The sequence below is a fragment of the Streptomyces sp. CoH27 genome, from assembly GCF_020181035.1.
GTDB lineage: Bacteria > Actinomycetota > Actinomycetes > Streptomycetales > Streptomycetaceae > Streptomyces > Streptomyces camelliae.
Genome location: NZ_JAIQYY010000022.1, coordinates 62830 through 85921, shown reverse-complemented (window position 1 = coordinate 85921; position 23092 = coordinate 62830). Strand labels below are relative to the sequence as shown.

23 protein-coding genes and 1 pseudogene are annotated in these 23092 nt (G+C 68.0%); 13 read left to right on the top strand and 11 right to left on the bottom strand.

Annotated elements, in window-relative coordinates:
• Positions 1-374 precede the first annotated feature (374 nt).
• From LE548_RS32810 to LE548_RS32800, 3 genes are all read left to right on the top strand, one after another.
• Complete coding sequence (locus LE548_RS32810) at positions 375-2606, top strand: alpha-L-fucosidase (protein WP_225100646.1); 2232 nt, start codon at positions 375-377, stop codon at positions 2604-2606.
• A gap of 266 nt (positions 2607-2872) precedes the next feature.
• Positions 2873-4816, top strand: a complete 1944-nt coding sequence (locus LE548_RS32805; protein ID WP_225100645.1) for an RICIN domain-containing protein — start codon at positions 2873-2875, stop codon at positions 4814-4816.
• A gap of 302 nt (positions 4817-5118) precedes the next feature.
• The gene (locus LE548_RS32800) at positions 5119-5844 is read left to right on the top strand and encodes a family 16 glycosylhydrolase (RefSeq protein ID WP_225100644.1); all 726 of its coding nucleotides are present in this window, start codon (positions 5119-5121) and stop codon (positions 5842-5844) included.
• Between the two features lie 418 nt (positions 5845-6262).
• Here the strand turns inward: LE548_RS32800 and LE548_RS32795 are convergent, their stop codons facing one another.
• Both LE548_RS32795 and LE548_RS32790 read right to left on the bottom strand, forming a co-directional pair.
• Positions 6263-6787 (bottom strand): hypothetical protein, encoded by a 525-nt coding sequence (locus tag LE548_RS32795; RefSeq protein WP_225100643.1) that lies wholly within the window; start codon positions 6785-6787, stop codon positions 6263-6265.
• Positions 6788-6905: 118 nt separating this feature from the next.
• Complete coding sequence (locus tag LE548_RS32790) at positions 6906-7673, bottom strand: dienelactone hydrolase family protein (RefSeq protein WP_225100642.1); 768 nt, start codon at positions 7671-7673, stop codon at positions 6906-6908.
• A gap of 289 nt (positions 7674-7962) precedes the next feature.
• Here LE548_RS32790 and LE548_RS32785 point away from each other — a divergent pair, with 289 nt between their 5' ends.
• The 3 genes from LE548_RS32785 (at position 7963) to LE548_RS32775 (ending at position 10308) form a co-directional block, all read left to right on the top strand.
• Complete coding sequence (locus LE548_RS32785) at positions 7963-8421, top strand: MarR family winged helix-turn-helix transcriptional regulator (RefSeq protein ID WP_225100641.1); 459 nt, start codon at positions 7963-7965, stop codon at positions 8419-8421.
• Between the two features lie 26 nt (positions 8422-8447).
• The gene (locus LE548_RS32780) at positions 8448-9902 is read left to right on the top strand and encodes an MFS transporter (RefSeq protein ID WP_225100640.1); all 1455 of its coding nucleotides are present in this window, start codon (positions 8448-8450) and stop codon (positions 9900-9902) included.
• 112 nt (positions 9903-10014) lie between these two features.
• The gene (locus LE548_RS32775; protein ID WP_225100639.1) at positions 10015-10308 is read left to right on the top strand and encodes a DUF1330 domain-containing protein; all 294 of its coding nucleotides are present in this window, start codon (positions 10015-10017) and stop codon (positions 10306-10308) included.
• On the opposite strand, the gene LE548_RS32770 is transcribed toward LE548_RS32775, so the two are convergent.
• The gene (locus LE548_RS32770) at positions 10289-10516 is read right to left on the bottom strand and encodes a hypothetical protein (RefSeq protein ID WP_225100638.1); all 228 of its coding nucleotides are present in this window, start codon (positions 10514-10516) and stop codon (positions 10289-10291) included. The two genes, LE548_RS32775 and LE548_RS32770, sit on opposite strands and share 20 nt — an antisense overlap.
• A 6-nt stretch (positions 10517-10522) precedes the next feature.
• Here LE548_RS32770 and LE548_RS32765 point away from each other — a divergent pair.
• The 4 genes and pseudogenes from LE548_RS32765 to LE548_RS46665 all read left to right on the top strand — a co-directional run.
• Positions 10523-10684 (top strand): annotated as a pseudogene (locus tag LE548_RS32765) (transposase); the annotation flags it as partial.
• Positions 10685-10816: 132 nt separating this feature from the next.
• A complete protein-coding gene (locus LE548_RS32760) occupies positions 10817-12742 on the top strand; it encodes an autotransporter (RefSeq protein WP_225100715.1) in 1926 nt (641 codons plus the stop codon).
• Between the two features lie 176 nt (positions 12743-12918).
• Positions 12919-14694 (top strand): RNA polymerase sigma factor, encoded by a 1776-nt coding sequence (locus LE548_RS32755; protein ID WP_225100637.1) that lies wholly within the window; start codon positions 12919-12921, stop codon positions 14692-14694.
• Positions 14691-14996 carry a transposase gene (locus tag LE548_RS46665; protein WP_225100714.1) on the top strand — a complete coding sequence of 102 codons (306 nt, stop codon included), beginning with the start codon at positions 14691-14693 and terminating at the stop codon, positions 14994-14996. The genes LE548_RS32755 and LE548_RS46665 overlap by 4 nt, the downstream gene beginning before the upstream one ends.
• 200 nt (positions 14997-15196) lie before the next feature.
• Here LE548_RS46665 and LE548_RS32745 read toward each other — a convergent pair whose 3' ends face one another.
• Together LE548_RS32745 and LE548_RS32740 are read right to left on the bottom strand one after the other, a co-directional pair.
• A complete protein-coding gene (locus tag LE548_RS32745) occupies positions 15197-15406 on the bottom strand; it encodes a hypothetical protein (protein WP_225100636.1) in 210 nt (69 codons plus the stop codon).
• A 74-nt stretch (positions 15407-15480) separates the two neighbouring features.
• On the bottom strand, positions 15481-16053 hold the full coding sequence (locus tag LE548_RS32740) for an ATP-binding cassette domain-containing protein (protein ID WP_225100635.1): 573 nt from the start codon (positions 16051-16053) through the stop codon (positions 15481-15483).
• Between the two features lie 315 nt (positions 16054-16368).
• On the opposite strand from LE548_RS32740, the gene LE548_RS32735 reads away from it, so the two are divergent.
• Positions 16369-17010, top strand: a complete 642-nt coding sequence (locus LE548_RS32735) for a DUF998 domain-containing protein (RefSeq protein WP_225100634.1) — start codon at positions 16369-16371, stop codon at positions 17008-17010.
• A gap of 523 nt (positions 17011-17533) precedes the next feature.
• On the opposite strand, the gene LE548_RS32730 is transcribed toward LE548_RS32735, so the two are convergent.
• Together LE548_RS32730 and LE548_RS32725 are read right to left on the bottom strand one after the other, a co-directional pair.
• Positions 17534-17809, bottom strand: a complete 276-nt coding sequence (locus LE548_RS32730; protein ID WP_225100633.1) for a hypothetical protein — start codon at positions 17807-17809, stop codon at positions 17534-17536.
• Positions 17806-18624, bottom strand: a complete 819-nt coding sequence (locus LE548_RS32725; protein ID WP_225100632.1) for a phytanoyl-CoA dioxygenase family protein — start codon at positions 18622-18624, stop codon at positions 17806-17808. Before LE548_RS32725 ends, LE548_RS32730 begins: the two co-directional genes overlap by 4 nt.
• Positions 18625-18697: 73 nt before the next feature.
• On the opposite strand from LE548_RS32725, the gene LE548_RS32720 reads away from it, so the two are divergent.
• Positions 18698-19492 carry an AraC family transcriptional regulator gene (locus LE548_RS32720; protein WP_225100631.1) on the top strand — a complete coding sequence of 265 codons (795 nt, stop codon included), beginning with the start codon at positions 18698-18700 and terminating at the stop codon, positions 19490-19492.
• Positions 19493-19778: 286 nt separating this feature from the next.
• On the opposite strand, the gene LE548_RS32710 is transcribed toward LE548_RS32720, so the two are convergent.
• From LE548_RS32710 to LE548_RS32695, 4 genes are all read right to left on the bottom strand, one after another.
• Entirely contained in the window at positions 19779-19931 is a 153-nt protein-coding gene (locus LE548_RS32710) for a hypothetical protein (protein ID WP_225100630.1), read from the bottom strand.
• Positions 19932-19955: 24 nt separating this feature from the next.
• The gene (locus tag LE548_RS32705) at positions 19956-20150 is read right to left on the bottom strand and encodes a hypothetical protein (RefSeq protein ID WP_225100629.1); all 195 of its coding nucleotides are present in this window, start codon (positions 20148-20150) and stop codon (positions 19956-19958) included.
• Between the two features lie 111 nt (positions 20151-20261).
• Positions 20262-20444, bottom strand: coding sequence for a hypothetical protein (locus LE548_RS32700; protein ID WP_225100628.1), 183 nt, complete (start codon positions 20442-20444; stop codon positions 20262-20264).
• 112 nt (positions 20445-20556) lie between these two features.
• On the bottom strand, positions 20557-21576 hold the full coding sequence (locus LE548_RS32695; RefSeq protein ID WP_225100627.1) for a LacI family DNA-binding transcriptional regulator: 1020 nt from the start codon (positions 21574-21576) through the stop codon (positions 20557-20559).
• Between the two features lie 208 nt (positions 21577-21784).
• Here LE548_RS32695 and LE548_RS32690 point away from each other — a divergent pair, with 208 nt between their 5' ends.
• Positions 21785-23089 carry an ABC transporter substrate-binding protein gene (locus LE548_RS32690; RefSeq protein ID WP_374116202.1) on the top strand — a complete coding sequence of 435 codons (1305 nt, stop codon included), beginning with the start codon at positions 21785-21787 and terminating at the stop codon, positions 23087-23089.
• The last annotated feature ends 3 nt before the right edge of the window (positions 23090-23092 follow it).

Genomic DNA, 23092 nt, shown 5'->3' with positions numbered 1-23092 from the left:
GGCGACCGAGGGGGCTGTCTAGGTGTCGGGTCAAAACACTGGAAACGAGAGGCGTTCGGAGCTCGCAGGCGCGGGCCGAGAGCTAAATCAATCCCATCAATGATGCGTATTCGTGATGCGCCGACGGCTTGCCTGCGGACTCCCCGTGTGGCGGCACCCCCGCCGCACACCCCCAAGACATTCCATGTCTAGCATCCGATAGTGGGGGTGATAGTGCCTATATGCGACAAATCAACACGTCAGAGGGGTGCTTTCATCCCTGCACGCCTGTTGACATCAGTGCGTCACATGGTCGAACTTCGTGCGTAACCTCCGGCGCTCCAGAGCCGTGGGTGTCGTGTGCCCCCCTTGTCCCCCACATCAGGGATGTCCTCATGTCGAGCTCGTTCAACAGACGCCAGCTCCTGGCCGCCGCCACAGGTGTCGCGGCGGCAGCCGTCGCCGGCGGCGGCCTCGGGGCCGGCGTCGCACAGGCGGCACCAAGTACCTACACACCGGCGTGGCCCTCGGTCGACCAGCACCCGCCCGCCCCCGAGTGGTTCCAGGACGCCAAGTTCGGCATCTACTTCCACTGGGGCGTCTTCAGCGTTCCCGCCTACGACAGCGAGTGGTACCCGCGCAACATGTACATAGCCGGCAGCGCGGCCAACCAGCACCACATCGCGACCTACGGCGACCCGTCCGTGTGGCCGTACCACAACTTCATCAACGGGGCGAAGGACCTGGCCGGGAACACCGTGCAGTTCGCGCCGACGCTCAAGTCGGCGGGCGGCAACTTCGACCCCGACGCGTGGGCGCAGCTGTTCGTCGACGCGGGCGCGCGATTCGCCGGACCGGTAGCCGAACACCACGATGGCTTCTCCATGTGGAACAGCCAGGTCAACGAGTGGAACTCGGTCGCCAAGGGCCCGAAGCTCAACCTCCTGCAACTGTTCACCACGGCGATCCGGGCCAAGGGGCTCAGGCTGCTGGTCGCCATGCACCACGCGTACAACTTCAACGGCTACTACGACCACGTCCCCGCCCAGTCGGACCCGAGCCTGGAGAAGCTCTACGGGCAGTTGAGCAGGGCGCAGGAGAACCAGCTCTGGTACGACAAACTGAAGGAGGTCATCGACCTCGCCCAACCGGACATCCTCTGGCAGGACTTCAAGCTGGACGCGGTCGACGAGACACAGCGCCTGAACTTCCTGTCGTACTATTACAACCAGGCCAACGCCTGGGGCCGCGAGGTCGTCGCCACCTACAAGGACGGCCTCGACAGCAAGGGCGAGGTCTTCGACTACGAGCGCGGCGGCCCGGCCGACCTGACCGCGCCGTACTGGCTGACCGATGACAGCATCTCCAGCTCCAGCTGGTGCTACACGCAGGGCATCGGCTACTACAGCACCCAGCAGATGCTGCACTCACTCATCGACCGGGTCAGCAAGAACGGCAACATGCTGCTGAACATCGCGCCGATGGCCGACGGCACGATCCCGCAGGGACAGAAGGACGTCCTGCTCGGCATCGGCGACTACCTGAAGCGCTTCGGCGAGTCGGTCTACGCGACCCGGCCCTGGACGGCGTACGGCGAAGGCCCGACGAAAATGGGTGGCGGCTCCTTCACCACTCCGACGGCCGGCACCGCACAGGACATCCGCTTCACCCGGAACAAGGCAGGCAACGTCCTGTACGCGACCGTCCTGGGCTGGCCCGGCAGTTCGCTGACGATCAAGACTCTCAGCTCCGACCGGATCGATCTCTCCTCGCTGACCTCGGTCGAGCTGCTCGACTCGACAGCCGGCACCTACATCAGGCTCGCCACGCCTGCGCAGGACGCCTCCGGACTGAAGGTGACCCTGCCGTCGTCGGCGCCGTTCAGCGCCAACGCGTACGTTCTGAAGCTCTCCTTTCCCGGGCAGATCCCCAGCCTGCGGCCCCTCTCCGGCGCCGTGGTCTTCGGGGACATCAACTACTCGGGCGCGACCGCCGTGCTCCCTGTCGGCGACTACACCGCGGACCAGCTGACGCTCGCCGGCCTCGGCCCCCTCAGCCTCTCGTCCCTGCGCCTGGCTTCCGGCTTCCAGGTGATCGGATACTCGGGAGACAACTTCTCCGGCACCTCATGGACCTTCACCGCCGACAACCCCGACCTCAGGGTCACGGGCAACAACGACCAGGTCACCTCGTTGAAGGTCCAGCTCAATCCGTCGACGTACCTCCGTATCACCAACGTCACCGACGGTCTGGCCCTGGACGGCGGCGGCAACGTGGCCTCCGGGTCCAACCTCAAACAGTGGACCTGGGACGGCAGTTCCAACCTCCAGTGGCAGGCGGTCGAGGTAGGCGGCGGCTACTACAAGCTGGTGAACCGCACCAACGGCATGGTCGCCGACGGCTGGGGAGCCACCGCCGACGGTTCAGCGGCCAGGCAGGCGCCATGGAACGGCGGTACGAACCAGCAGTGGACGATCATCCACCGAGGCGACGGCCGCCACACGATCGCCAACCGCACCACCGGCCTCGTCCTCGACGGCGGCGGCAACGTCGCCTCGGGCTCCGTCACCAAGCAGTGGACGTACGGAAGCAGCACCAACCTGCTGTGGACCTTCACGGCGCTGTGACTCGCGCACCGGCATGACAAGCGGCTGCGGCGGGCTCGCTCGCGGGGGCTGGGAGTTCCAGTCGGCAGACGTCTCGTACCGGCGGAGCTCGGCCGGCCGCGGCACTTTGCTGGCCCTGGTGCCACGAGGGCGTGCCCGCCGGCGGTGACCGAGGTGTTGCCGCCGGAGGCGACGAGGCGGGTGACGCCTTCGCAGCCCTACGCGCCGTCCGTCCCAACCGCCTCACCCCCGACACATCAGAGCCACCCGAAACCGGGAGTACACCCATGTCGTCAGGAAGAAGGCTGTCCCGTCGTACCCTGCTGGGCGCCGCGGGCGCCGCCGTGGCCGCGAGCGCGCTGCCCGTGGTTCCCGGCTTCGACCGCCTGCTGCCTCAGGCGGCCGCCGCGGACCTCCAGACCAATCTCAGCAACCTGGTGAACATGCGGTTCGGCATGTTCAACCACTTCAACATGGGCACGTTCACCAACCAGGAGTGGGCCTCCCCACGCCAGAACCCCGCTCTGTTCGCGCCCACGGCGGTCGACTGCGCCCAGTGGGCGGCGGCCGCTGCGGCGGCGAAGATGAGCTACGGCGTCCTGACCACCAAACACCACGACGGCTTCTGTCTGTGGCCCAGCGCCTACAACAACTACAACGTCGCCAACAGCTCCTACAAGCACGACATCGTCGCGCAGTACGTGACCGCTTTCCGGGCCCAGGGCCTCAAGGTCGGCCTGTACTTCTCGATCTGGGACCGCACCTACAGCGTGCAGGCCTACGACACCCGCCACAAAGTCGCCTCCGGCCAGGCCATCCAGCCCGGCAACATCACCTACATCCTCAACCAGATCACCGAACTGCTCACCAACTACGGCACCATCGACATGTTCGTCACCGACGGCTACGCCTGGCAGATGGGCCAGCAGGCTGTCCCCTACCAGCGCATCAGGGAACATGTGAAGTCCCTGCAGCCCGACATCGTGATGATCGACCACGGCGGGCTGTCGGTGCCCTTCCTCGGCGACGCGATCTACTTCGAGGAGCCACTCGGCATCACCTCACCGACAGGCAACACCTACGCCTCGCTGCAAGGTCAGACCATCAGCAACGGGTGGTTCTGGCATCCGACGACGCCCACGACCGATCCGATGAGCAGGGACTCCATCCTCTCCCACCTGGCGGACCTGGAGCCCAAGTACACCTCGTTCATCCTCAACTGCCCGCCCAACCGCAACGGCGTGCTGGACACCAACATCGTCAACCGGCTCTCCGAGGTCGGCGCCGCCTGGGGCGGCCCTCACACCTCCCGGCCGCCCCTGCCCACCCAGATGCTCCGCGCCGAACACCCGGTCACCCCCGTGGCCGCCTACGCCACCGCATACCACACCGGCGAAGGACCCCTGAACGCCATCGACGGCCTCAGTGACCGGAACTTCGAGACCTGTTGGTCCACCTGGAGCCTCCCGCTTCCCCAGAGCATCACCATCGACCTGGGCGGCGTATGGAGCAACATCTCCACCCTCGAATACCTGCCCAAGCAGTGGAACCGCACCAACACCACCGACGGCGACATCACCGCCTGCACCATCTCCACCAGCACCGACGGAACCACCTTCACCCAGGTCGCCACCGCCCGCTGGGCCGGCGACCACACCACCAAACTCGTCGAATGGCCGGCCCGCAACGCCGCCTTCGTCCGCATCGAGGTCACCGCCGGCACCGGCGGCTACGCCAACATCGGCAACCTGCGCATCGGCGGCCGCACCGCGACACCCGCCCTGGTCTCCACCGTCTTCCCCGGCGACGGCACCGTGTACCGCCTCGTCGCCCGGCACAGCGGCAAGGTCGCCGACGTCTCGGGTGCCGGCACCGCCAACAACACCCCCATCCTGCAGTCGTCCTGGCAGAAGCAGGCCGGCCAGAAGTGGACCATCGTCCTGGCCGACAACGGCTACTACAAGATCCGCAACGTCAAGAGTGGCACGCTCATGGAAATCGGTGGACTCTCCCGCGTGGACGGCGGAGGCGCCGACATCTGGGTCGACGCCGACGCACCCCAGCAGCAGTGGGCCATCACCCCCACCGGCGGCGGCTACTACTTCCTCACCAACCGGCTCAGCGGCCTGTCCCTCAACGTCGACAGCGGCTCCACCGCCGACGGAGCCGCCATCAACCAGTGGACCTACACAGCCCTCCCCCGGCAGCAGTGGCAGATCATCCCCTCCTGACAGAGGAGCGAAAGAGGCGTGCACCCGGCGCGCACAGGCGCCGGATGCACGCACTTCTCGGGCGGCCGCTGCGCGAGCGTCCCCAGCCACGCCGGCGCATGCCTTCCTCGCCACTCATCGCCGCTCACCAGCCCCTCATCAACCCACCGCACTCGCGACACCTGGTGTCTTCAACTTCAGAAGTCGGAAAAACGATTCATGCCGCGCATCTTGTCAGACGTTGAACGGACTCATACAGTCCGGCGATAGAAGGAGCGTGGGACGGCTCCCACACCCCATGTCATCCGAGCAATGGAGCCGCGATGCCATCTGCACATCTCAGGCCGGGACGCCCGATAGTTGTCGCCCTGGCGGCGCTGTCACTGCTTTTCCTGGGACAGCCGCAAGCCCACGCAGCGTCCTGGGGAACCCCCCAGACCGTCAACTCGTGGAACACCATCAGCGGACGGTGGACCGCCAACAACGAGTTGGAGACCTACATCCCCGACTGCGTCTGGTACGAGGGGAGCACTCTCGTCATCAAGACCTACAAGTCGGGCGGCACGTACTACTCGGGCCGCGTGGAGTCCAAGGCACTCTACGGCTACGGCACTTACAGCTTCACCGCGAACCTGCCCAACGGGCAGGGCCTCCTGCCTGCGGTATGGGCGGCCTACCTGAATCCGTGGCTGCCGGAGTTCGACGCCGCCGAAATCGTCGGTCAGAGCCCGAACACCGTCTATCAGACCTTCCACGACCCCAACAACGCCCAGACCCAGTTCTCGAAGACAAATTCTGCGGGCTGGACCAACACGTACCACACGTACTCGTTCACCTGGTGGCCCGATCACATCGACTTCGCCGTGGACGGCACCATCACCGGCACCAAGTGGTACACCACTGCCCCGGGGGTCGGGATGCACTTCATCGTCGACACCGCCGTCGGCGGCAACTGGCCGGGCAACCCCAACGACTCGACATGGGCCACAGCAGACGGCGCGAGATACCTGAAGGTCTCCTCGATCACGTACACCCCGTACTATCCGTAAGAGTTCCCCGCTTCATGACGCCCCTTCAACACCGACTCGATCGGCGTCCACGGAAGCGTTTCGCGTAGCTTCCTCAAAACTGCTCTGGATTCCATGGCGTGCAGGAAGACCGCGACCGGACACCGACCCGGTGCCGGCCCTTTGCCGATGAGTGGCCGTCCGGGTCTGGCCTCGCCCCCGGTCTGTATGGCCGGGGGCAGGGCTCGCGCTACGCGGCCAGCCGGTGAACGACCGGGGCCGTGGATGCCCTATAGGTGTCGAGGCTGGGCTCGTAGCCCTTGTCGCAGGGGGGCGCAGACGCCCTGGGTACGCAGCGGTGCTGGTGCAGTGCGGTTGTTCAGGGGGTGCGCTAGTCCAGGCCGGTTGCCCAGTTTGCGCGCATTCCGACTCGGAGGGCCCGGCGCGGAAGGTTGTGGCGTCACTGGTAGAGCATCTTCCACTGGGTCTTCTCCCGCTGCGCGACGTCGAGGCGCCACAGGGCGGCGATCTGGTTCTCCGCGAGGGCCTTGGTGCGGTCGGGCGGTGCCGGCCGCCGCTCGATGCCGATCGTCGGGTCGCCGTCGATCCAGCCCTGGCGCTGCCACCAGCCGATCGCCTCGCGTGCGATGGGCAGTTCCCGGTTGACGGTGTCGGCGTCCATCTCGTCCGCCCGCGCCGCCGCCAGTTCGGCCAGCACCTCCGGCAGTGCCGGGTCGTCTATCGCGGCGACCGGGAAGACGGGGGGCGCGCCCCGGCGGGCGGGTCCGGTCGGCGCCGGTTCGCCGGCGAGCATCCACCCCCATGTCGTGAGCGAGATCCGGTAGATCCGCGCGGAGGACTTCGCGATGCCCGCGCCGGTGAGGTACCGCTCGACCGCCGCGGTGTACGACGACGGCGGGACGGACAGAGGTACGACCCGAGCGCGCGGCAACCGAAGCGCGCCCCCGCTCCCGAGCTCGGTCACCGGTTCGATCGTCACGTCGCCCCGCCTTCCTGGAACTGCCGCAGCAAGTGACGCGTTTCGGCGATCGAGCATCCGCCCGAATGCGGTTCTGCTGTGCGGACTTGAAGCGAGGGGACTGTCAGCGCCCGGCGCCAGCATGCTTACCCGGGTCATGCCCCAGATCCTCTGTCACGGGCAGGCACTCGGCGAGCAGGTCGACGACGTCTCGCCAGGCTCGCTGCGCGTGCCGTGGGTGGTAGCCGACGCCGGGGCGCACGGCGTGGTCGACCGGCGGGTGGTGGAAGGCGTGCAAGGCGCCGCCGTAGACAGTGAGGCGCCAGTCGACTCCGGCAGCCTGCATCTCAGCGGTGAACGCGTTCCGTTGCGCGGGCGGCATGATCGGGTCTTCCGACCCGACCCCGGCCCACACCGGGCAGCGAATGCGCGCCGACTCACCCGGTCGGCCCGTGGTCAGTGCGTTGACTGTCCCGATCGCACGCAGGCTGACGCCGCCGCGCCCGAGTTCCAGCCCGACGGCGCCCCCGGTGCCGTAGCCGACGCCGGCGATCCGGTCGGGGTCGGTCCGCGGTTCGGTGCGCAACGCGTCGAGCGCCGCATGGCCGATGCCCCGCATCCGGTCGGGATCAGCGAGCAGCGGCAGGCAACGGGCCAGCATCTCCTCGGGGTCGCCCAAATAGCGCCCGCCGTGAAGGTCGAAGGCCAGCGCTATATATCCCAGTTCGGCGAGAGCATCGGCCCGGCGGCGCTCGACGTCGCTGAGCCCCATGCCCTCTGGTCCGAGCAGCACCGCGGGCCGGCGGTCGACACCGGCCGGGAGCGCGAGGTGCCCGATCATCGTCAAACCGTCGGCCGGATACTCGACCGTACGCGTCGTAATCTTCGTCATGAGACTGGACTGTAGTGATCGTCGAGCCCGGTCCAGCTGGTGTTCTGCCGCTGGCAGAGCAGCGCGGGTATCCCTCTGAAATACGGCGAGGGCTCACGAGAACCGTCACAAACCTGTCGACGGGTTCAACCCCGGCGTGGACTTCTGCCAGCAGGTTCAGAGGTTCGACACCAACGTAGAAGATCCCTCGGCCGCGCTCAACGCGGCTGGCATGTTGCACTCGATGGCGGCCGAGAACCCTGATCGAGAGATACATAAATGATTCATATAAAGCTGCTATGCTTCAGGCATGAGTCGCCGAGACGCCGCGCACGGCGCATCCGATGCCATCGGGTCAGCTCTCTACGGTCTGGCCACCAGGGCCGTGAGACGCCTTCCCCGCGACATGAGCCTGACGTCCGCTGCCACCTTGGCCACCCTGGACAAGACCGGCCCGCGACGGATCACCGATCTGGCGGTGGCCGAGGGCGTCACCCAGCCCGCGATGACCGTCCTGGTCCGGGTGTTGGAGGAATCCGGGCTGGTCGAGCGGAAGGGCGATCCGTCCGACAAGCGGGTCACGCTGGTGTGCCTGACCGAGGCCGGCGCGTCGTACGTCCGGACGCGACGGCAGGCGGGCGTCGACGCGTACGCGCGGTTGATCGACAAACTCACCGGTGACGAGGTCGAGGCCTTGGCAGCAGCCCTTCCGGCGCTGCTGCATCTGGCGGAGCTCGAAAGCCACGCCCGAGCGGAGTCGGACCGGTGACCGCGGCCCAGGCTCATGACCAGCCCATGAACACTGCCCTGATACGGTCCGAGGCACGTCTGCTGGTCCCCGCCCTGATGTTCATCGCCCTGGTCGTGGCGGCGGTCGCCAGCCTCGGGACGCCGCTCATCACCAGCGTGGCGACCACGTTCCACGTCTCCCTCGACAGCGCGCAGTGGACGCTGACCATCGCCCTGTTCAGCGGCGCCGTCGCCACACCCGTCCTCGGCCGGCTCGGAGCCGGTCCGCACCGGCGGGCCACGATTCTCTCCACGCTGGCGATCGTCGTCGTCGGCAGCGCGCTCACCGTGCTGCCGCTGCCGTTCGCCTGGCTGCTCGTGGGCAGAGCGGCCCAAGGCGTCGGACTCGGTCTCACGGCGCTGATGATGGGCGTGGCCCGCGACCATCTTCCCGAGGAGCGCAGCGCGGCCACGATCGCCCTGATCTCAGTGGTCTCCATCATCGGAGCCGGCGTCGGCTACCCGCTGGCCGCGCTGCTCGCCGAGTTCGGCGGACTGCGGGCCGCCTACGGCCTCGGCCTACTCGTCACCGCCATCGCCTTCGTGACCGCGTGGCGCTCCATGCCCGCAGCTCCCGAAGGCCGCTCCGCTCACGTGAACGTGGCCGGTGCACTCGTCCTGACGGGTGGACTGCTCCTCGTCCTGTTCCTGGCCGGCGAGAGGAGCCTGTGGAGCCGACACCTCGCCATGGCGGTGACCCTTGCCGTCGCCGCCGTACTCCTGCTCTGCGTCTGGACCGTTTCCGAACTGCGAACCAAGACGCCCCTGGTCGACGTCCGGGCGGTACGGCACCCGGCGGTCGCCGGGGCGAACATCGCCATGTTCGTCGGCGGGAGCGGCATGTACCTCCTGCTCACGCTCATCACCCGCTACGCGCAGACGCCGCACAGCGCCGGCTACGGCTTCGGACTGACCACCTTCGTGGCGGGGCTGGTCCTCATCCCGTTCTCCGTGCTGGGGTTCGTCGCCGGCAAGCTCACGCCGCGGGTCCGCGAACGGATCGACGGCCCCCTGCTCCTGGCCGGCAGCGCCGCCATCGTCGGCGGCGGGTTCGTCCTGTTCGCCACCGCCCGGTCCAACCTGGCCGAACTGCTCGCGGCCATGGGCGTGCTGGGCTTCGGCGTCGGCAGCTTCTCGGCCGCCATGCCCGGCGTCATCCTGGCCGTCACCCCCAAGAGCGAGACGTCGAGCGCCATGAGCTTCAACTACGTCGTCCGCAGCGTCGGGTACTCACTGGGCAGCGCCATCGGCGGTCTGATCCTGGCCGCCGGCACCGCCACGGGCCGCCTCTTCCCGAACGACGACGCCTACACGACCGCGGCGCTGGTCGGCGTCGCCGCGATGGCGATCACGACGATGGCCAGCCTCGCCCTCGCCCGCCGACGCTCACCCGAGACCAATCCGATCACAGCCCCAGTCGGTGTGCCGGGCCTGGGCCGGTCGAGTCGAACCGGAAGCTGAGGATCGAAGCCGTCCGACTTCGACGCCGTCTCCGTCGGCTCGCTGACCCACAGCGCGCCGGCCATGGATCTGAGCATGCTTCTGAACATCAATTCCGAACACAGGAGGTACCGTGGCCAAGGGCTACTGGGTCAGCGTCTACCGCACCATCGCAGACCCTGAGAGGCTTGCTGCCTACGACAAGCTGGCCGGTCCAGCCGTCAGGGCCGCGGGCGGGCGGCTGCTCACCCGCGGCAGCCGGGTCGTCGCACACGACGCCGGAATCGCCGAGCGCACCATCCTGATCGAGTTCGACAGCTTCGAACAGGCAGTCGCCGCACGCGCGAGTGCGGCCTACCAGGAGGCGCTGGCCGCACTCGCTGACGGCGTCGAGCGCGACTTCCGCATCATTGAAGGCCTCGACTGACGATCGAGGCTGCGTCGGCGACGAACGCGAAGCCGACTGCGGGCCCCGGCTCGTCAGCGCGCCGCACCGTCGTGAACAGCGTCAGGCCAGTGGCATCGGCGGTGATGTCCCGTCCGGCGACGGTTCCCGGCGGCGCGGCGGCACGGGCGTCGGCCTCGATGTCGACGGGGGTGCGTTCGACGAGGTTCCAGCGGCCGATGTGGGTCACAAACTCCGGCGGAGGATCGACCGGGCGTTGTTCGCCGTGGTGATGGAGACATACGTGCAGGGTGTCTCGACCCGCTCGGTCGACCACCTGGTCAAAGCACTCGGTGCGGACAGCGGAATCTCCAAGTCCGAGGCCTCCCGCATCTGCGGTGAGCTGGACGAAGAACTGACCGCGCTCCCGGTCCGGATGGGCGGCGTAGGCGGAACCGAAAACTTCTCCGGGTTTTTGAGATCCCGGTGGCCGGCCACCGGTCTTCACGTCCGTAAGGATCACCAGCACTCCAGGAAGCACCCTGACTCGATGAAGCGTTCTTGGCACCTTGTCCTGGCGTCGGCTCTCGTCGCGGGAGCCGTCACACCGGTGGTTGCGGTGGGCAGCGCAGTCGCCGCAGACGGCGACATCACCTCGGCCGTCCTGGCGAACCGGGATGTCGTCCTGACCGGCGACGCGGTCGTGCGCGTCCCGCAGGGAACCCACACGTACACCGGCGTGATCAGCGGTGAAGGAGCCCTTCGCGTGTCCGGCACCGGCACGCTGGTCCTCGCCAAGGACAGCACCTTCACCCTGCCGCACTCCCGGCAACACCAGAGGGTCCAGATCCCGGGCGGCAACCACCCGTATGTCGTGGTCGGCAGTCCCGACGAGCCCGCGGTCACCGTGGACGCGGGGGCGACCCTCCAGTACGGCACCGGCGGTACGACCGGCCTGATCGGGTCCTTCCCGTACAACACGCCCGGTTACCAGCAGAACCAGGACAACATCCGGGTGGACGGCACACTTCGCCTGTCGCTGACCCGGCTGTTCAACCTGGGCATCATCAGCGGCTCCGGCCTGGTCACCCAGCCCCGGAACATGTGGGGAACGCTCCAGATCTGCGGCACCAATCCGTTCTCCGGCATCTTCGAAAACGGCACTGTTGCCAACTTCGCGAGCACCACCTGTGCCGCCGACCTGCCAGGCGCCCGCTCCGTCGTCAACCGCGGTTCATGGATCATCGACACCCCGCTCAACCACACGGTCGTACAGCGGCAGAACTTCTACAGCCACGAGTACGGCAACGACGTCAACGTGCACTCCCGCCCGGGCAGCAAGGTGATCCTCACCGGCGTCTACAGCTGGAGTGACAGCGGCGACGGGGCGGCGCCCTCGCTGAGCGACCCCGCACTGAACTGGCGGCCCGTGGCACACAAACTCAACAAGCGCGGCACCAACATCGAGGGCGCCGACGTCCAGTGGGGCGACGGGACCACCCACCAGATCTTCATGCCCGGCACGGCACAGACGGTCTACATCAACCTGCACGCCAGACGACAGCGCTCCCGGCTCACCTTCGACTACAACGGACCGGTAACCCTGGGCGCGCCCATCGGCGGCGGCATGTATCACGACACCCTCAGCGCTCCCGGCGCCGGGGACATCGTCATTGCCGACACCCCCGGCAACGACGTGACCTTCGCAGCAGCGCAGTACTACGACGGATCCACCACCATCGGCAGGAGCGCGACCCTCCATCTCGGCTCCGGGACCACGGGCGGCGACGGAAGCCTCCACACCGGCGGAGCCCTCGACAAGGTGATCGACAACGGTTCGCTCGTGCTCCGCAACACCGGGACACCCACCTCCCTCCCGGCGGTGACCGGCGCCGGATCGGTGACGCAGAGCGGAGCCGCGACCACCACCGTCACCAGCGCCGCCTACACCGGCGCCACCACCGTGGCCAGAGGCAGCCTGATCGTCTCCGGGACCTCTTTGCGGACATCTGACGCGGTCGCTCTGACCGGTCCCTCGGCCGTGCTGGACCTCAGCAGGGCACGCGACACGACCCTGCGCCGGCTACAGGTCGTCAAAGGCGCGAAGATCCTTCTGTCCCTGAACTCCCCCGAGCTGACCGTCGGTTCGACGACCGCAACGGTCTCCGGTACCGATCTCGCCATCGGCGGGGCGCGCTTCTCCGTCAGCCGGGCCGGCGCCCACACCGTGCTCACCGCTCTCACGTCCACCACGGCCGCACACCCATCCGCGGCACAGGCCGGCCCCGCCCGGAACGGCCGAGCGGCCACGCCCCTGGGCACCTCCACCGGCACCATGGCGGACACCGGCAGCAACGTCGGTGCTCTGTGGACGGTCACAGGAGTGGCGGGCGTCGTTCTCGCTGGCGTCGCCGCGGTCTTCGTCTTCGTACGCAGCCGCTCGCGTCAGCGTACGGCCCCGCGTCACTCCCGCTGATCCCCGGCCGCCACGGATTCCACCGGCCCGCCCATGGCTGTCAGCGCTCACCCCTTACGATGACATCGCTGCCACAATGTGTGTGATGCCGACGGCGGTTACCCGAGGACCCCCGCAGCCCGGCTCGGTCGGCGCGAGCGGGGCTTCGTATCCGCGGCAGGTCGAAGGGAGACCCGATGCCAAGGCATGCCGCGCCCGCGGCCGACGTGATCGCCGCGGCTCGGGCCGGGGAACGCGGTGCCCTGGAAGAGCTCAGCTCCCGGACGCTTCCGCTGGTCTACAGCGTCGCAGCACGTGCGCACCCGTACCGCGACGACGTCGACGACATCGTCCAGGAGACGATGATGCGCATCCTGCGCGGCATCGGCGGACTGCAGCGCCCGGAGGCGTTCCGGTCCTGGGTGATCACCATCACCGTGAACGAGGTCCGCGACCACATCCGCAGGCGCGGCAGGAGGGAGACGACGGGAGCGGCGTTCGACGCGGCTGAGCACCGGCCCGACCCGGCCGCCGACTTCGCCGAGGGGGTCATCCTCGACCTGCGGCTGTCCGGGCAGCGCGAGGAGACCGTGCGCGCGACCCGTTGGCTCGACGAGGACGACCGGGAGCTGCTGTCACTGTGGTGGCTGGAGACGGCCGGCCGGCTCGCCCGGGCCGAACTCGCCTCCGCTCTGGACATGACCGGCCATCTAGCGGCTGTACGGGTGCAACGCATGAAGGAACGCCTGCACACCTCCCGCGTCATTGTCCGAGCCCTCGCTGCCAGGCCCGCATGCGGGGAACTGACCCGGCTGACCCTGGACTGGAACGGGATCCCCAGCGGCCTGTGGCGCAAACGCCTCGGCCGCCATGTGCGGCAGTGCCCGCAGTGCGTGCGTCACGAGGAAGGCATGCTGGCCCCGGAAGGACTTCTGGCGCCCCTGGCCCTCCTGCCCCTGCCTGCCGCACTGCTGGCCTGGCGCCCGTGGCTGTCCACGGGAACGCACACCGCGGTGGCCGACCATGCCGGCACCGCAGCCACTTCAGGCGGCGGGGGTTCCGCGACGGCGGGGACCGCAGGGACCGCAGGGACGAGCCTCACCGCGAAGGCAGTGGTGGCGGCGAGTGCGCTGCTCGCCGTGGGCGGCGCGCTCGTGTACGCGGGCCCATGGTCCAGCCCGTCGGCGCGTCCGGCCACCGCACCGACGGCTTCCGGCCCGGCATCCGCGCCCTCGCCCGCCGCATCCGCGTCATCGTCGAGGCCGGCACCGGTACAGGGCTCGGCCGTCTCGCGTCCCTCGCCCCGGTCCCTGCCAGGGCCGCAGTACGGGTCGGTGGTCGACACCGTGGACAGCGCGCCGCCACCGGACCGTCCGCCCGCGGCATTGCCCCACCGCCCACAGACCACGGTGACGATGACGGGGCTCAAGAGGCACCTGGACGGATACCAGCTCGTCCACCGCGGGGACACGGTGGTACTGCGCGGGAAGGGCTACTTCACCGTCCACTGGGACGTGATGTATGGGCTGCGCCCCGGGTTGCTGACCATGCCCTCGTGGACCGGACTGCGAGGAAGGCTGTTCCACGTGGCCTCGGGCGGCGGCCACCGCATGGACGACCGCCAGCCGGGCGCGACCGCCGGCGGCACCTGGATGGGCAACCGGCAGCAAGGACTGATCACCCTCCCGCCGGGAGCCCAGCAGATGTGGCAGAACGAGTACTACTACCTCGACGGCAGCGTCACACTCCACCTCAACGAAACCCAGGCCGACTACAACCTCGATGTCCTGCCCTCCTCCTGGCAGGAGACAGCCGACGACATCGCCACTCCCCCGGCCCCGCACTCCGCCGACCGCGAACGGTACGGACTCGTGCGCGACACCGGCCGCGACGACGCCCCCGTACCGCAGTACACCACCCGCTCCACGCCGATCGACGCGGGCACCGTGCCCCAGCGCTCCGTCGTGTCCTGAAGCGGTACACCGAGGAGTACAAGCGGGACGCGATCGCGCTCGTCGATTCCTCGGACAAGACGGTCACCCCCGTCCCGCGGGAACTCGGTACCAGTTCCGAGTCGTTGCGCAGCTGGTGCCGCCGGGCAAGGGCGGACAGGGGTGAGAGCGAGTCCGGTGAGCTGACCAGCGCCGAGCGCGAAATAGTCAGGCGGCTGCGCAAGGAGGACCGCGAACAGCGGCGGACGATCGAGATCGTGAAAAGAGCGATCCTGGGTTCGACCGGTCGGTGTAACATCCCTGGCAGAAGACTCGCCGCCTGACGGAGGCCTCCGCTCACGACGAAGACCTGCGACCAGTTCGGACGCCAGGTGCATTGACAGCGCCTCGTCGGGGGTCCCGGCCGTCGCGGCCGGCTCTCCGGCGAGCGTACTGAGACCGATGTCGCCCTCGTAGAACCTGCTGTACTGCTCACGCTGCCTCGCCATGATGGTGCCCTGTCTCGGGCCTGAGCACCGCACGGTCACGTGGGCCGGACCCGTTGCGACACTTGCTCGGCGACGTATTCCTCGTGGAGGCCGTAACGTGCTCCGATCTCCTGGAAGCGAGCGTACTGGGTCTCGGTGACCGCCACGTCATTCGAGGCGATGAGGTGCAGGAGGAAACGGAAACCCAGGTCCGGGTCGACGGACGTCACCGTGCACTCAAGCACCGAGGCGATCCCGTCGGTCACCGTGGACGAGCAGTGATGAGTCACGGTCCGGTCCAGCGTGCGTCGCCATGCTGTCCAGGTTGCCGGTCGGCTCGTCAGCCAGGATGAGCGAAGGCGTGTTGGCAAGCGCCCCGCGCGATCGCGACTCGCTGGCGCTGTCCCCCGGACAGTGCCGAGGGCAGGTGGCGCGCCCGGTCGCCCAACCCGACCTGCTCCAGCGGCTCGACGGCCCGGCAGCGGGCCCGACGGCGTCCGCATCCGGCGAGCAGTGCCGGGAACTCCACGTTCTCCACAGCGGACAACTCGTCGATGGGATGGAAGGACTGGAAGACGAAGCCGACGTGCCGACGGCGCAGCCGGGCCAGGGCCCGTTCGCCGAGCGCGTCCAAGCGGTGACCCCCCGGCCAGACCTCCCCGCGGGTCGGGCGGTCCATGCCGCCAAGCAGGTTCAGGTGGAACCCGGCCAGATCCGGCTTCGGCCACCCCGCCCCCGCGAGCCACCGTGCCACGCGTTCCCGGCCGGCGGCGGTGGCCTCGTAGACCTTGCGGTCGGCCGGCCCCTCGGCGTCCGTGCACGCCACAAGGCCGGCCTTCTCCAGCCGCGACAGAGTGACGTACACCTGACCCGGGTTCAGCGCCGCACCCAGCGGCCCCAGCGCCGCCTGCAAGGGGGCACGCAGCGCATGTACGACGCGTCAGCTCACCGCACAGGCCACAACAACGCTCTGCCTGAGCGAGCCTCATTGATGAGGTCGGCATCCAAGTGGAGGCCGGGAGCGAGCCTGGGGATTATCAAGGCTCTGTCCGCAGTTTCGCGGAGCCCTTGAGTCGTGACTGCACGTAGGGTCTGCCCTACCTCGTGCCCGGGGGCTTGTCGGAGTGCCTGAGGCCAGCGGCGCATGATCCGCTGTTCGTACGTGAACTGTGCGAGAGAAGGTAGATAATTGAAGGCTCGGATCGGATACGCCGCGTGGGTCGGAGGTGTGGCGCAGTTCTTTGTGGCCCACGTAACCGTTGAGTCGGCCTGGACCAGACCGTACAGCTGGGCACGGAACAACATCAGCGACTTGGGGAACGCTCACTGCGCCATGCAGTCGGAACCTGAACCCCGTTATATCTGCTCGCCCGAACACGGCCTGATGAACGCCTCGTTCATCGCTTTGGGAACACTGCTGGTCGTCGGTGTCTTCTTCACCAGGGCTATGTGGCGCAGAGGCGCGACCGCGCTCGTGGCCCGGGGGTTGCTGGCCTGCGCCGGCGTGGGATTCGTGTTGGCTGGGCTGGCGCCTGCGGACGTCCACGAGAACCAGCATGTCCTGGGTGCGCTGCTAATTATGGCCATGGGCAACATCGGTCTTGTGCTGGCGGGCGTCGGCCTGGCGGACGATGTGCCGGGACTGCTGCGCTGGGCGACCTGCCTGCTCGGAGCAGCGGCGATCACGGCCTTCGGACTCTTCTTCTCCCACCGTTATGTCGGGCTCGGGATGAGAGGCATGGAGCGGGTAGCAGCATTTCCCCTCCTGGCATGGGCACTGGCAGCCGGAGTCCGCGGACTGTTCCACCAGACGACTCGCATAGTGGATTCGCCGCCGAGAAGGCACGGCGCGCAGGCCGCCCGCAGCTGATGCGGCTTCCTGCGGTCGGCTTGTTCACGGTCGGGTGAAGCTCGTGGTGGAGTGAGGCTCCTGGTCCGAAGGAGCGAGAAGGAGGCCCTGCCGTACATGGCTCGCTTGAATGATTTTCACCCGGTTCACGTGCCCTTCAATGACGCCGGATGTAGCCGACCGGCGCGGCCCGACCTCGCGGGGCCCTGCAGCGGCACTCACACCGATGGGATCCCGCTGCTGACGGTTGTCGGTGGGCGCGGCTGCGTGACCCCGCGACGGCAGGCGCGCTGTACTGGGCGACACGTGCAGTCCCCCGCGGCACTCGTGGTGACGGCCCCCGACTCCACCGCCTGGCTTCGGGGGGGCCGTCCGACGCGACGGGCGGGTGCCGCTCGCTCCCGCCGGCACCGGGACCGGCCTGCGCCGCAGTCCCGGTCGTTCTCACGCGGAGAGACCCGCCTGCGCAAACGCCATCAACAGGAACTCAACGCCTGCTACGGCTACGCCACCCACGGACAGGAGCAGCAGTTCCAGCACCGGGTCAAGGGCCAGAGCTGTCCTCCACCTTCTCGAAGAAGAACTCGTGTTTGAGGAAGGAGACGTCGTACTCGTGACCGGACTGAGGTGGCAGTAGTTGGGAGGCCTGGAACAGGCGCCACCCGTCGTGCAGCGCGGCAAGCCCAGTGGGATAGGGCGGCTCGTCGCTGTCACCGGTCGTCGGACGGGTCCGGCCGGTCCCGTCGTATCGGGACCAGCCCACGACGTCGGAGTCCAGCGCCGACGACGCGAGATAGAGGACCAGAACCTGCTGCCTCATGCGTGACTCCTCAAGGCCGGCCGATTACTCACGCGCGTGACCCAGTACTCGACATCGAACGAGTCGTCACCGGTCAGGGCCCGCCACAGGAGGACCCGGTTGTAGATCTCCAGTCGGGCCGTGGCCTGCTCGTACCAGGGGAAGTACGTGTTGAGTTCGGCGGTCACCGCAGGGTCGTTCAGGTCGGAGATGTCCCACAGACGCACCTGCGGCACGGTCGGGTTGAGGCGGAGTTTGTACATGTAGCGACGGCCCGCGGTGTCGTTGCGGCGGCCACTGTGCCAGATGCCGTGGTGCACGAGAACAACCGTGCCTGCCGGGCAGATCAGACGGGTCTGCCCCCTGAGGTTCTGAACGCGGCCGACGTCCGTCTCATTGATCCTGCGCAGATGGCTTCCGGGCACACTGAGGGTGCCGCCCATCTCGGCGGTCACCTCGTGCGGGTAGTACATGAGCTGGATGTCGAACGCATCCGGCCGCACATCGATGATCGCGTCTCCGTGGAGCGGCTGCGCCTGTCCCTCGTGCGGCTCGCGCACATGAACCGCATGGTGGTCGACGGTCGGCTCGGGGCCGACCAGGCTCTCGACAGCGCCTGCGACGACCGGCAGGGCGAGCAGTTCGTGGACGAAGGTGTCCGGCGCGAACGCCTTGCCCAGCGGAGTGCCGTAGGACACTCCCGGCAGGCCCTCGGTCAAGGCCGCGACGGCCCGTTCATTGATCTCCTGCGGCACCACCCCGTCCAGGCGCAGAAATCCCTGCGCGACAAAGCGCGCCACCTGAACCGATGTCAGGAGTTGCTTGCTGGTTGACATGCGACGAACGTACGTGCCCGGTGCGGATCGGTCGTGGGCTGAAATCGTCCAGTGCTGGTAATTTTCCATCCTCATGAAACACGTGACACTACGGCTCGACGAGCCGCCCACCGTGGTCAACGCAGGCATCGGGGTGCACGGCGTCTCCACCGACCACGACGTCTTCCGGCTGCCCGACCTGTGGCAGCTGCACCTCTACAACTACGAGGGTGCCCTGTCCCTCGGGCAGTCGGTCCACCCCATACGCCGCGGCCACATCAGCCTGGTGCCGCCGAACACGGAGGTGCACTTTCACTACCGGGGCAGGTCGGAGCATATCTACGTCCATCTGCGCCTGCACGACGGCGGAACCGCGCGGGTAGTGCCGGTGATGCAGGACGCCGCGGCCGAGAGCACACGCCTGGCCGATCTGCTCCGACACGCCGTGACGGCCATGCCGACTTCTCCCCCGCGAGCCTCGGCCGAGGTCTGGACCGCTCTGTGGCGCATCGCCGAGTTGCCGAGGGGCGATGGAGCCAGGCGCCGCCACCCCTTCGTGGCAGCCGCCCAGGCCTACGTCGAGGAACACCTGGCCGGCCCGTTGTCCGTACCGGACGTCGCTCGCGCCGTCGGAATCTCCCACACACACCTGACGCGCGTGTTCCGTGCCGAAACCGGCCTCACAGTCGTTTCGTACATCCGGCATCGCCGCCTTCAACGCGCCCGCCACCTGCTGTTGTCCTCCACTCTGTCCATCACCGCCATCGCCGCGTCCGTGGGCATCGCCGATCTCCAGGCCTTCAACAAGGCCTGCCGCCGTGAACTCGGCGCGAGCCCGCGTGACGTACGTGCGGCTGCCCCCGCGGGGCTGGACGGCCCAGGACCGTAAGAGCGCCGGAAGACAGCTGCACCTCAGGCCGGGACAACCCCGCCCACATGCCGTGGGCCTTCGAGGAGACGGCCGCGTACGCCTCCCGAGGCACCGAAGTTCTGGGGCCTCAGGGGCGCGGCTGGATCCCCCTCCGCTGTCCCCCCGGAGATACGGGCCTCCGCTGTCCCCGGAGACACGGTCATCATGACGGTGGAGCGCATCGGCATCCTCAGCAACACCGTCGTCGCGGGCACGGCTGCGGAGCCCGATCTCGACGTCGACCCTCCGCACCCCCGCCGCGCCACTACGCGCCGACGAAGGAGCGGCTCCGTGCGGCGTGACCGCCGATCGCGGCTCCGACCAGCCGCCTCTCGAAGGAGAGGAGTATCTGTTCGAGATCCGTCGCGTCGAACGGCGTCGCATCCGTCCCGAGACTGATGCCGGCTGTCTCGGACATGTCCCATACAACGAAGCAGAGCTTTTACGGGTTGTGTGCGGAGCGACCCAGTTCGGTGGAGACCTCGTCCAGGGATCTGGCGTAGCGGTCGGGGTCTCGCAGGCTGACGGAGGAGGATTCGACGAGTGCCGCGTCGACGGCCCGGTACAGCGCCGGGAACCGGTCGCTGCCCAGAGACGTGCCGTCCGGGACCAGGGCCCTGCGGGCGATATGGGCCACCGCCTCGCGGGCTTACTCGGCGGTCCCGGTCAGTTCGACCAGCAGATTTCCGATGACGCTCATGCTTTTCGCTTCTCCTGTTTCCTCGGTGGGGTCAGGTCCACGGGTCGGTCACGTCCGTACGGTGCCCGCGTCGGAACCGTCGGCCCGGACGACGGTGGTGTGCTGGGCGTGTGCAGCGGCCTCGGCGGCGGCAACCGTGCCGAAGAGCGCGGTGAGGACCAGACCGCCGAGGACGCGGCGCCTTGCGCACTCGCACCAGCCGACGCACCATCCGTTGCTCGTCCTCGTCACGGCTCGGCCGCGCCTGTAACACCACCGTTCAGCACCCCCTCCCGAGCGCCCGAACTACGGCGCCACCAGGACATATACCCAGTCAAGGAATCCAGCAGCAGGTGCCGACGACTCAGTGGTGGTCGGTGGACGGGGGCTGGGCCGTGCTGCTGCGCTCGACCAGGCTGGTAGCCAGGTCCACGCGCAGCGCGGACGGTGGGTTGCCGCGGGCGAGGTCGATCACCATGCGCGCGGCGACTTCGGCCATCTCGGTCAGCGGCTGGCGGACGGTGGTCAGGGGTGGGCCGACCCAGCGGGCGATGGGCAGGTCGTCGAAGCCGACGACGCTGAGATCCTCCGGGATGCTCAGGCCCAACTCCCGTGCGGCCTCGTAGAGGCCGAGCGCCTGCAGGTCGTTGCCGGTGAAGATGGCGGTGGGCCGGTCTTTGAGACGCAGCAGCTCCAGGCCCGCCCAGTAGCCGGTCTCGTGGTAGAAGTTGCCCTCGCGGATCAGTGCGGGATCGAAGGCGAGGCCGGCCGTATCCAGCGCGGCCCGATAGCCGTCAATCCGCGCGCGGCTGCACATCATCCGCCGTGGTCCGGCGATCATGCCGATGCGCCGGTGGCCCAGGTCGAGCAGGTGGCGGGTGGCGGCGAGGCCGCCGTTCCAGTTGGTCGTCCCGACCGCCGGCATGTCCTGACCGGGGTCCCCGGCCGGGTCCATCACCACGAACGGGATGCCGCGACTGGTCAGCTGCGCCTGCTGGGCCTTGTCGAGCCCGGACAGTACCAGGACCACGCCGGTGGGGCGGCGGGCGAGCACCCCGTCCATCCAGGACTGCCCGAGGCTGAGCCGGCCCGAGGATTCCGACAGGACGACGCTCATTCCCTCCTCGCGGACGACGTTCTCGACCCCGCGGATGACCTCCATCGCCCAGGCGCTCTCAAGCTCGTGGAACACCAGCTCCAGCAACGGACTGGACGGGGCGCTGTTGCTGCGTCGCCGCTGGTAGCCGTACTGATGCAGCAGCTCCTCGACCCGCTCCCGGGTGGCTGGGGCGACGTCCGCGCGGCCGTTGACCACTTTCGAAACAGTCGGTGTGGACACCCCCGCCTCGCGCGCGATTTCGGCGAGTGTCGCCGCTCTGGTCACGAGCCCTCCTGTGCTGCCCTGGTGTGCGAAGTACGAAGCCGTTGCGGACTACGGCCGGATACTAGCTGGTCAGGGCCTCAGCCGATACGTCCGAATCGAGATCTTCCAACCCCTTGACGAAGGTTGAGGTTACGCCTAGGTTTCCCGCATCATTCGGCAATCTCTTCGAAATTATCGACGGAGTGGCAATCCAATGGGTTCTCTTCGCATGACCGTTCGCAACGGTGCGACCCGGAACAGATTCGCCGCAGTAGCGGCAACGACCGCGCTGATGCTCGGTCTGACCACCGCGTGCGGGTCCAGCGGCGGCTCCAGCTCCGGGACGATCCACGTCCTCGTCTACGGGGACGCCGCGAACAAGGTCGAGAAGCAGATCGTCGACACCTTCAACAAGACCTCGAAGGTCAAGGCGGTGCTGGACACCATCCCGGGCGCCGACTACCAGCAAAAGCTCAACACGATCATCAACACCCCGCAGGCCCCGGACATCTTCTTCAACTGGGGCGGCGGCAGCATCGCGCCCTTCGCCAAGAAGAACCTCCTGCTCCCCCTGGACGACATGATCGCCAAGGACCCGGGGCTCAAGTCCAACTTCCTCCCCTCGGTGTTCAACACCGCGGTGGTCGACGGCAAGTCCTACGGTGTCCCGATGCGCGGCACGCAGCCCGTGCTGCTCTTCAACAACAAGAAGGTCCTGGCGAGCGCCGGCCTGAGCGTCCCGCAGACCTGGGACGACCTGATCAACGACGTCAAGGTGCTCAAGGCCAAGGGCCTGACTCCGATCGCGCTCGGCGGCGGCGACCAGTGGCCCAGTCTCATGTGGTTCGAGTACGTCTTCGACCGGGTCGCCGGACCGGGCCTGTTCCAGAAGGCGCTCGCAGGTGACAAGAGCGCGTGGGCCGGCCCGGACAGCCAGAAGGCTCTGGGCATGCTGAAGCAGCTGATCGACGCCGGCGCATTCGGCAGCAACTTCGACTCGGTGAAGTTCACCGACGGCGGGTCCCCGGCGCTGCTGGCCAAGGGCAAGGCCGCCTTCGAGCTGATGGGCTCCTGGGAGTACTCCACGCAGCAGTCCAACAACCCCGACTTCGCCAAGAACGACCTCGGCTACAGCGCCTTCCCGACCGTCAGCGGCGGTAAGGGCGACCCGAAGGACGTCGTCGGCAACACCAACAACTTCTACTCCGTCGTGAAGAAGACCCGGCACCCCGACGCCGTGGCGGCCTTCCTCAAGCTCATGTACTCCGACGAGTTCGTGAAGGCCCAGCTCGGCATCGGCAACCTGCCGACCACCACCAACACCGCCAATTTCCTGTCCACCTCGGCCAGTCCTGACTACTCGAAGTTCCAGTACGACCTGGTCAAGGCGGCGCCGTCGTTCCAGCTGTCCTGGGACCAGGCCTACCCGCCGGCGGCGGCCACGCCGCTCCACACGGCCATTCAGAAGTTCTTCGACGGCAAGACCGACGCCAACGGCTTCATCCAGGCGATGCAGTCGCTGTCCAACTCCTGAGTA

Bases quoted from the DNA above. Each gene is read 5' to 3' on its own strand.
- LE548_RS32810 (WP_225100646.1), top strand. From the start codon at position 375: ATGTCGAGCTCGTTCAACAGACGCCAGCTCCTGGCCGCCGCCACAGGT.
- LE548_RS32805 (WP_225100645.1), top strand. From the start codon at position 2,873: ATGTCGTCAGGAAGAAGGCTGTCCCGTCGTACCCTGCTGGGCGCCGCG.
- LE548_RS32800 (WP_225100644.1), top strand. From the start codon at position 5,119: ATGCCATCTGCACATCTCAGGCCGGGACGCCCGATAGTTGTCGCCCTG.
- LE548_RS32790 (WP_225100642.1), bottom strand. From the start codon at position 7,673: ATGACGAAGATTACGACGCGTACGGTCGAGTATCCGGCCGACGGTTTG.
- LE548_RS32785 (WP_225100641.1), top strand. From the start codon at position 7,963: ATGAGTCGCCGAGACGCCGCGCACGGCGCATCCGATGCCATCGGGTCA.
- LE548_RS32780 (WP_225100640.1), top strand. From the start codon at position 8,448: ATGAACACTGCCCTGATACGGTCCGAGGCACGTCTGCTGGTCCCCGCC.
- LE548_RS32760 (WP_225100715.1), top strand. From the start codon at position 10,817: ATGAAGCGTTCTTGGCACCTTGTCCTGGCGTCGGCTCTCGTCGCGGGA.
- LE548_RS32755 (WP_225100637.1), top strand. From the start codon at position 12,919: ATGCCAAGGCATGCCGCGCCCGCGGCCGACGTGATCGCCGCGGCTCGG.
- LE548_RS32730 (WP_225100633.1), bottom strand. From the start codon at position 17,809: ATGAGGCAGCAGGTTCTGGTCCTCTATCTCGCGTCGTCGGCGCTGGAC.
- LE548_RS32725 (WP_225100632.1), bottom strand. From the start codon at position 18,624: ATGTCAACCAGCAAGCAACTCCTGACATCGGTTCAGGTGGCGCGCTTT.
- LE548_RS32720 (WP_225100631.1), top strand. From the start codon at position 18,698: ATGAAACACGTGACACTACGGCTCGACGAGCCGCCCACCGTGGTCAAC.
- LE548_RS32710 (WP_225100630.1), bottom strand. From the start codon at position 19,931: ATGTCCGAGACAGCCGGCATCAGTCTCGGGACGGATGCGACGCCGTTC.
- LE548_RS32690 (WP_374116202.1), top strand. From the start codon at position 21,785: ATGACCGTTCGCAACGGTGCGACCCGGAACAGATTCGCCGCAGTAGCG.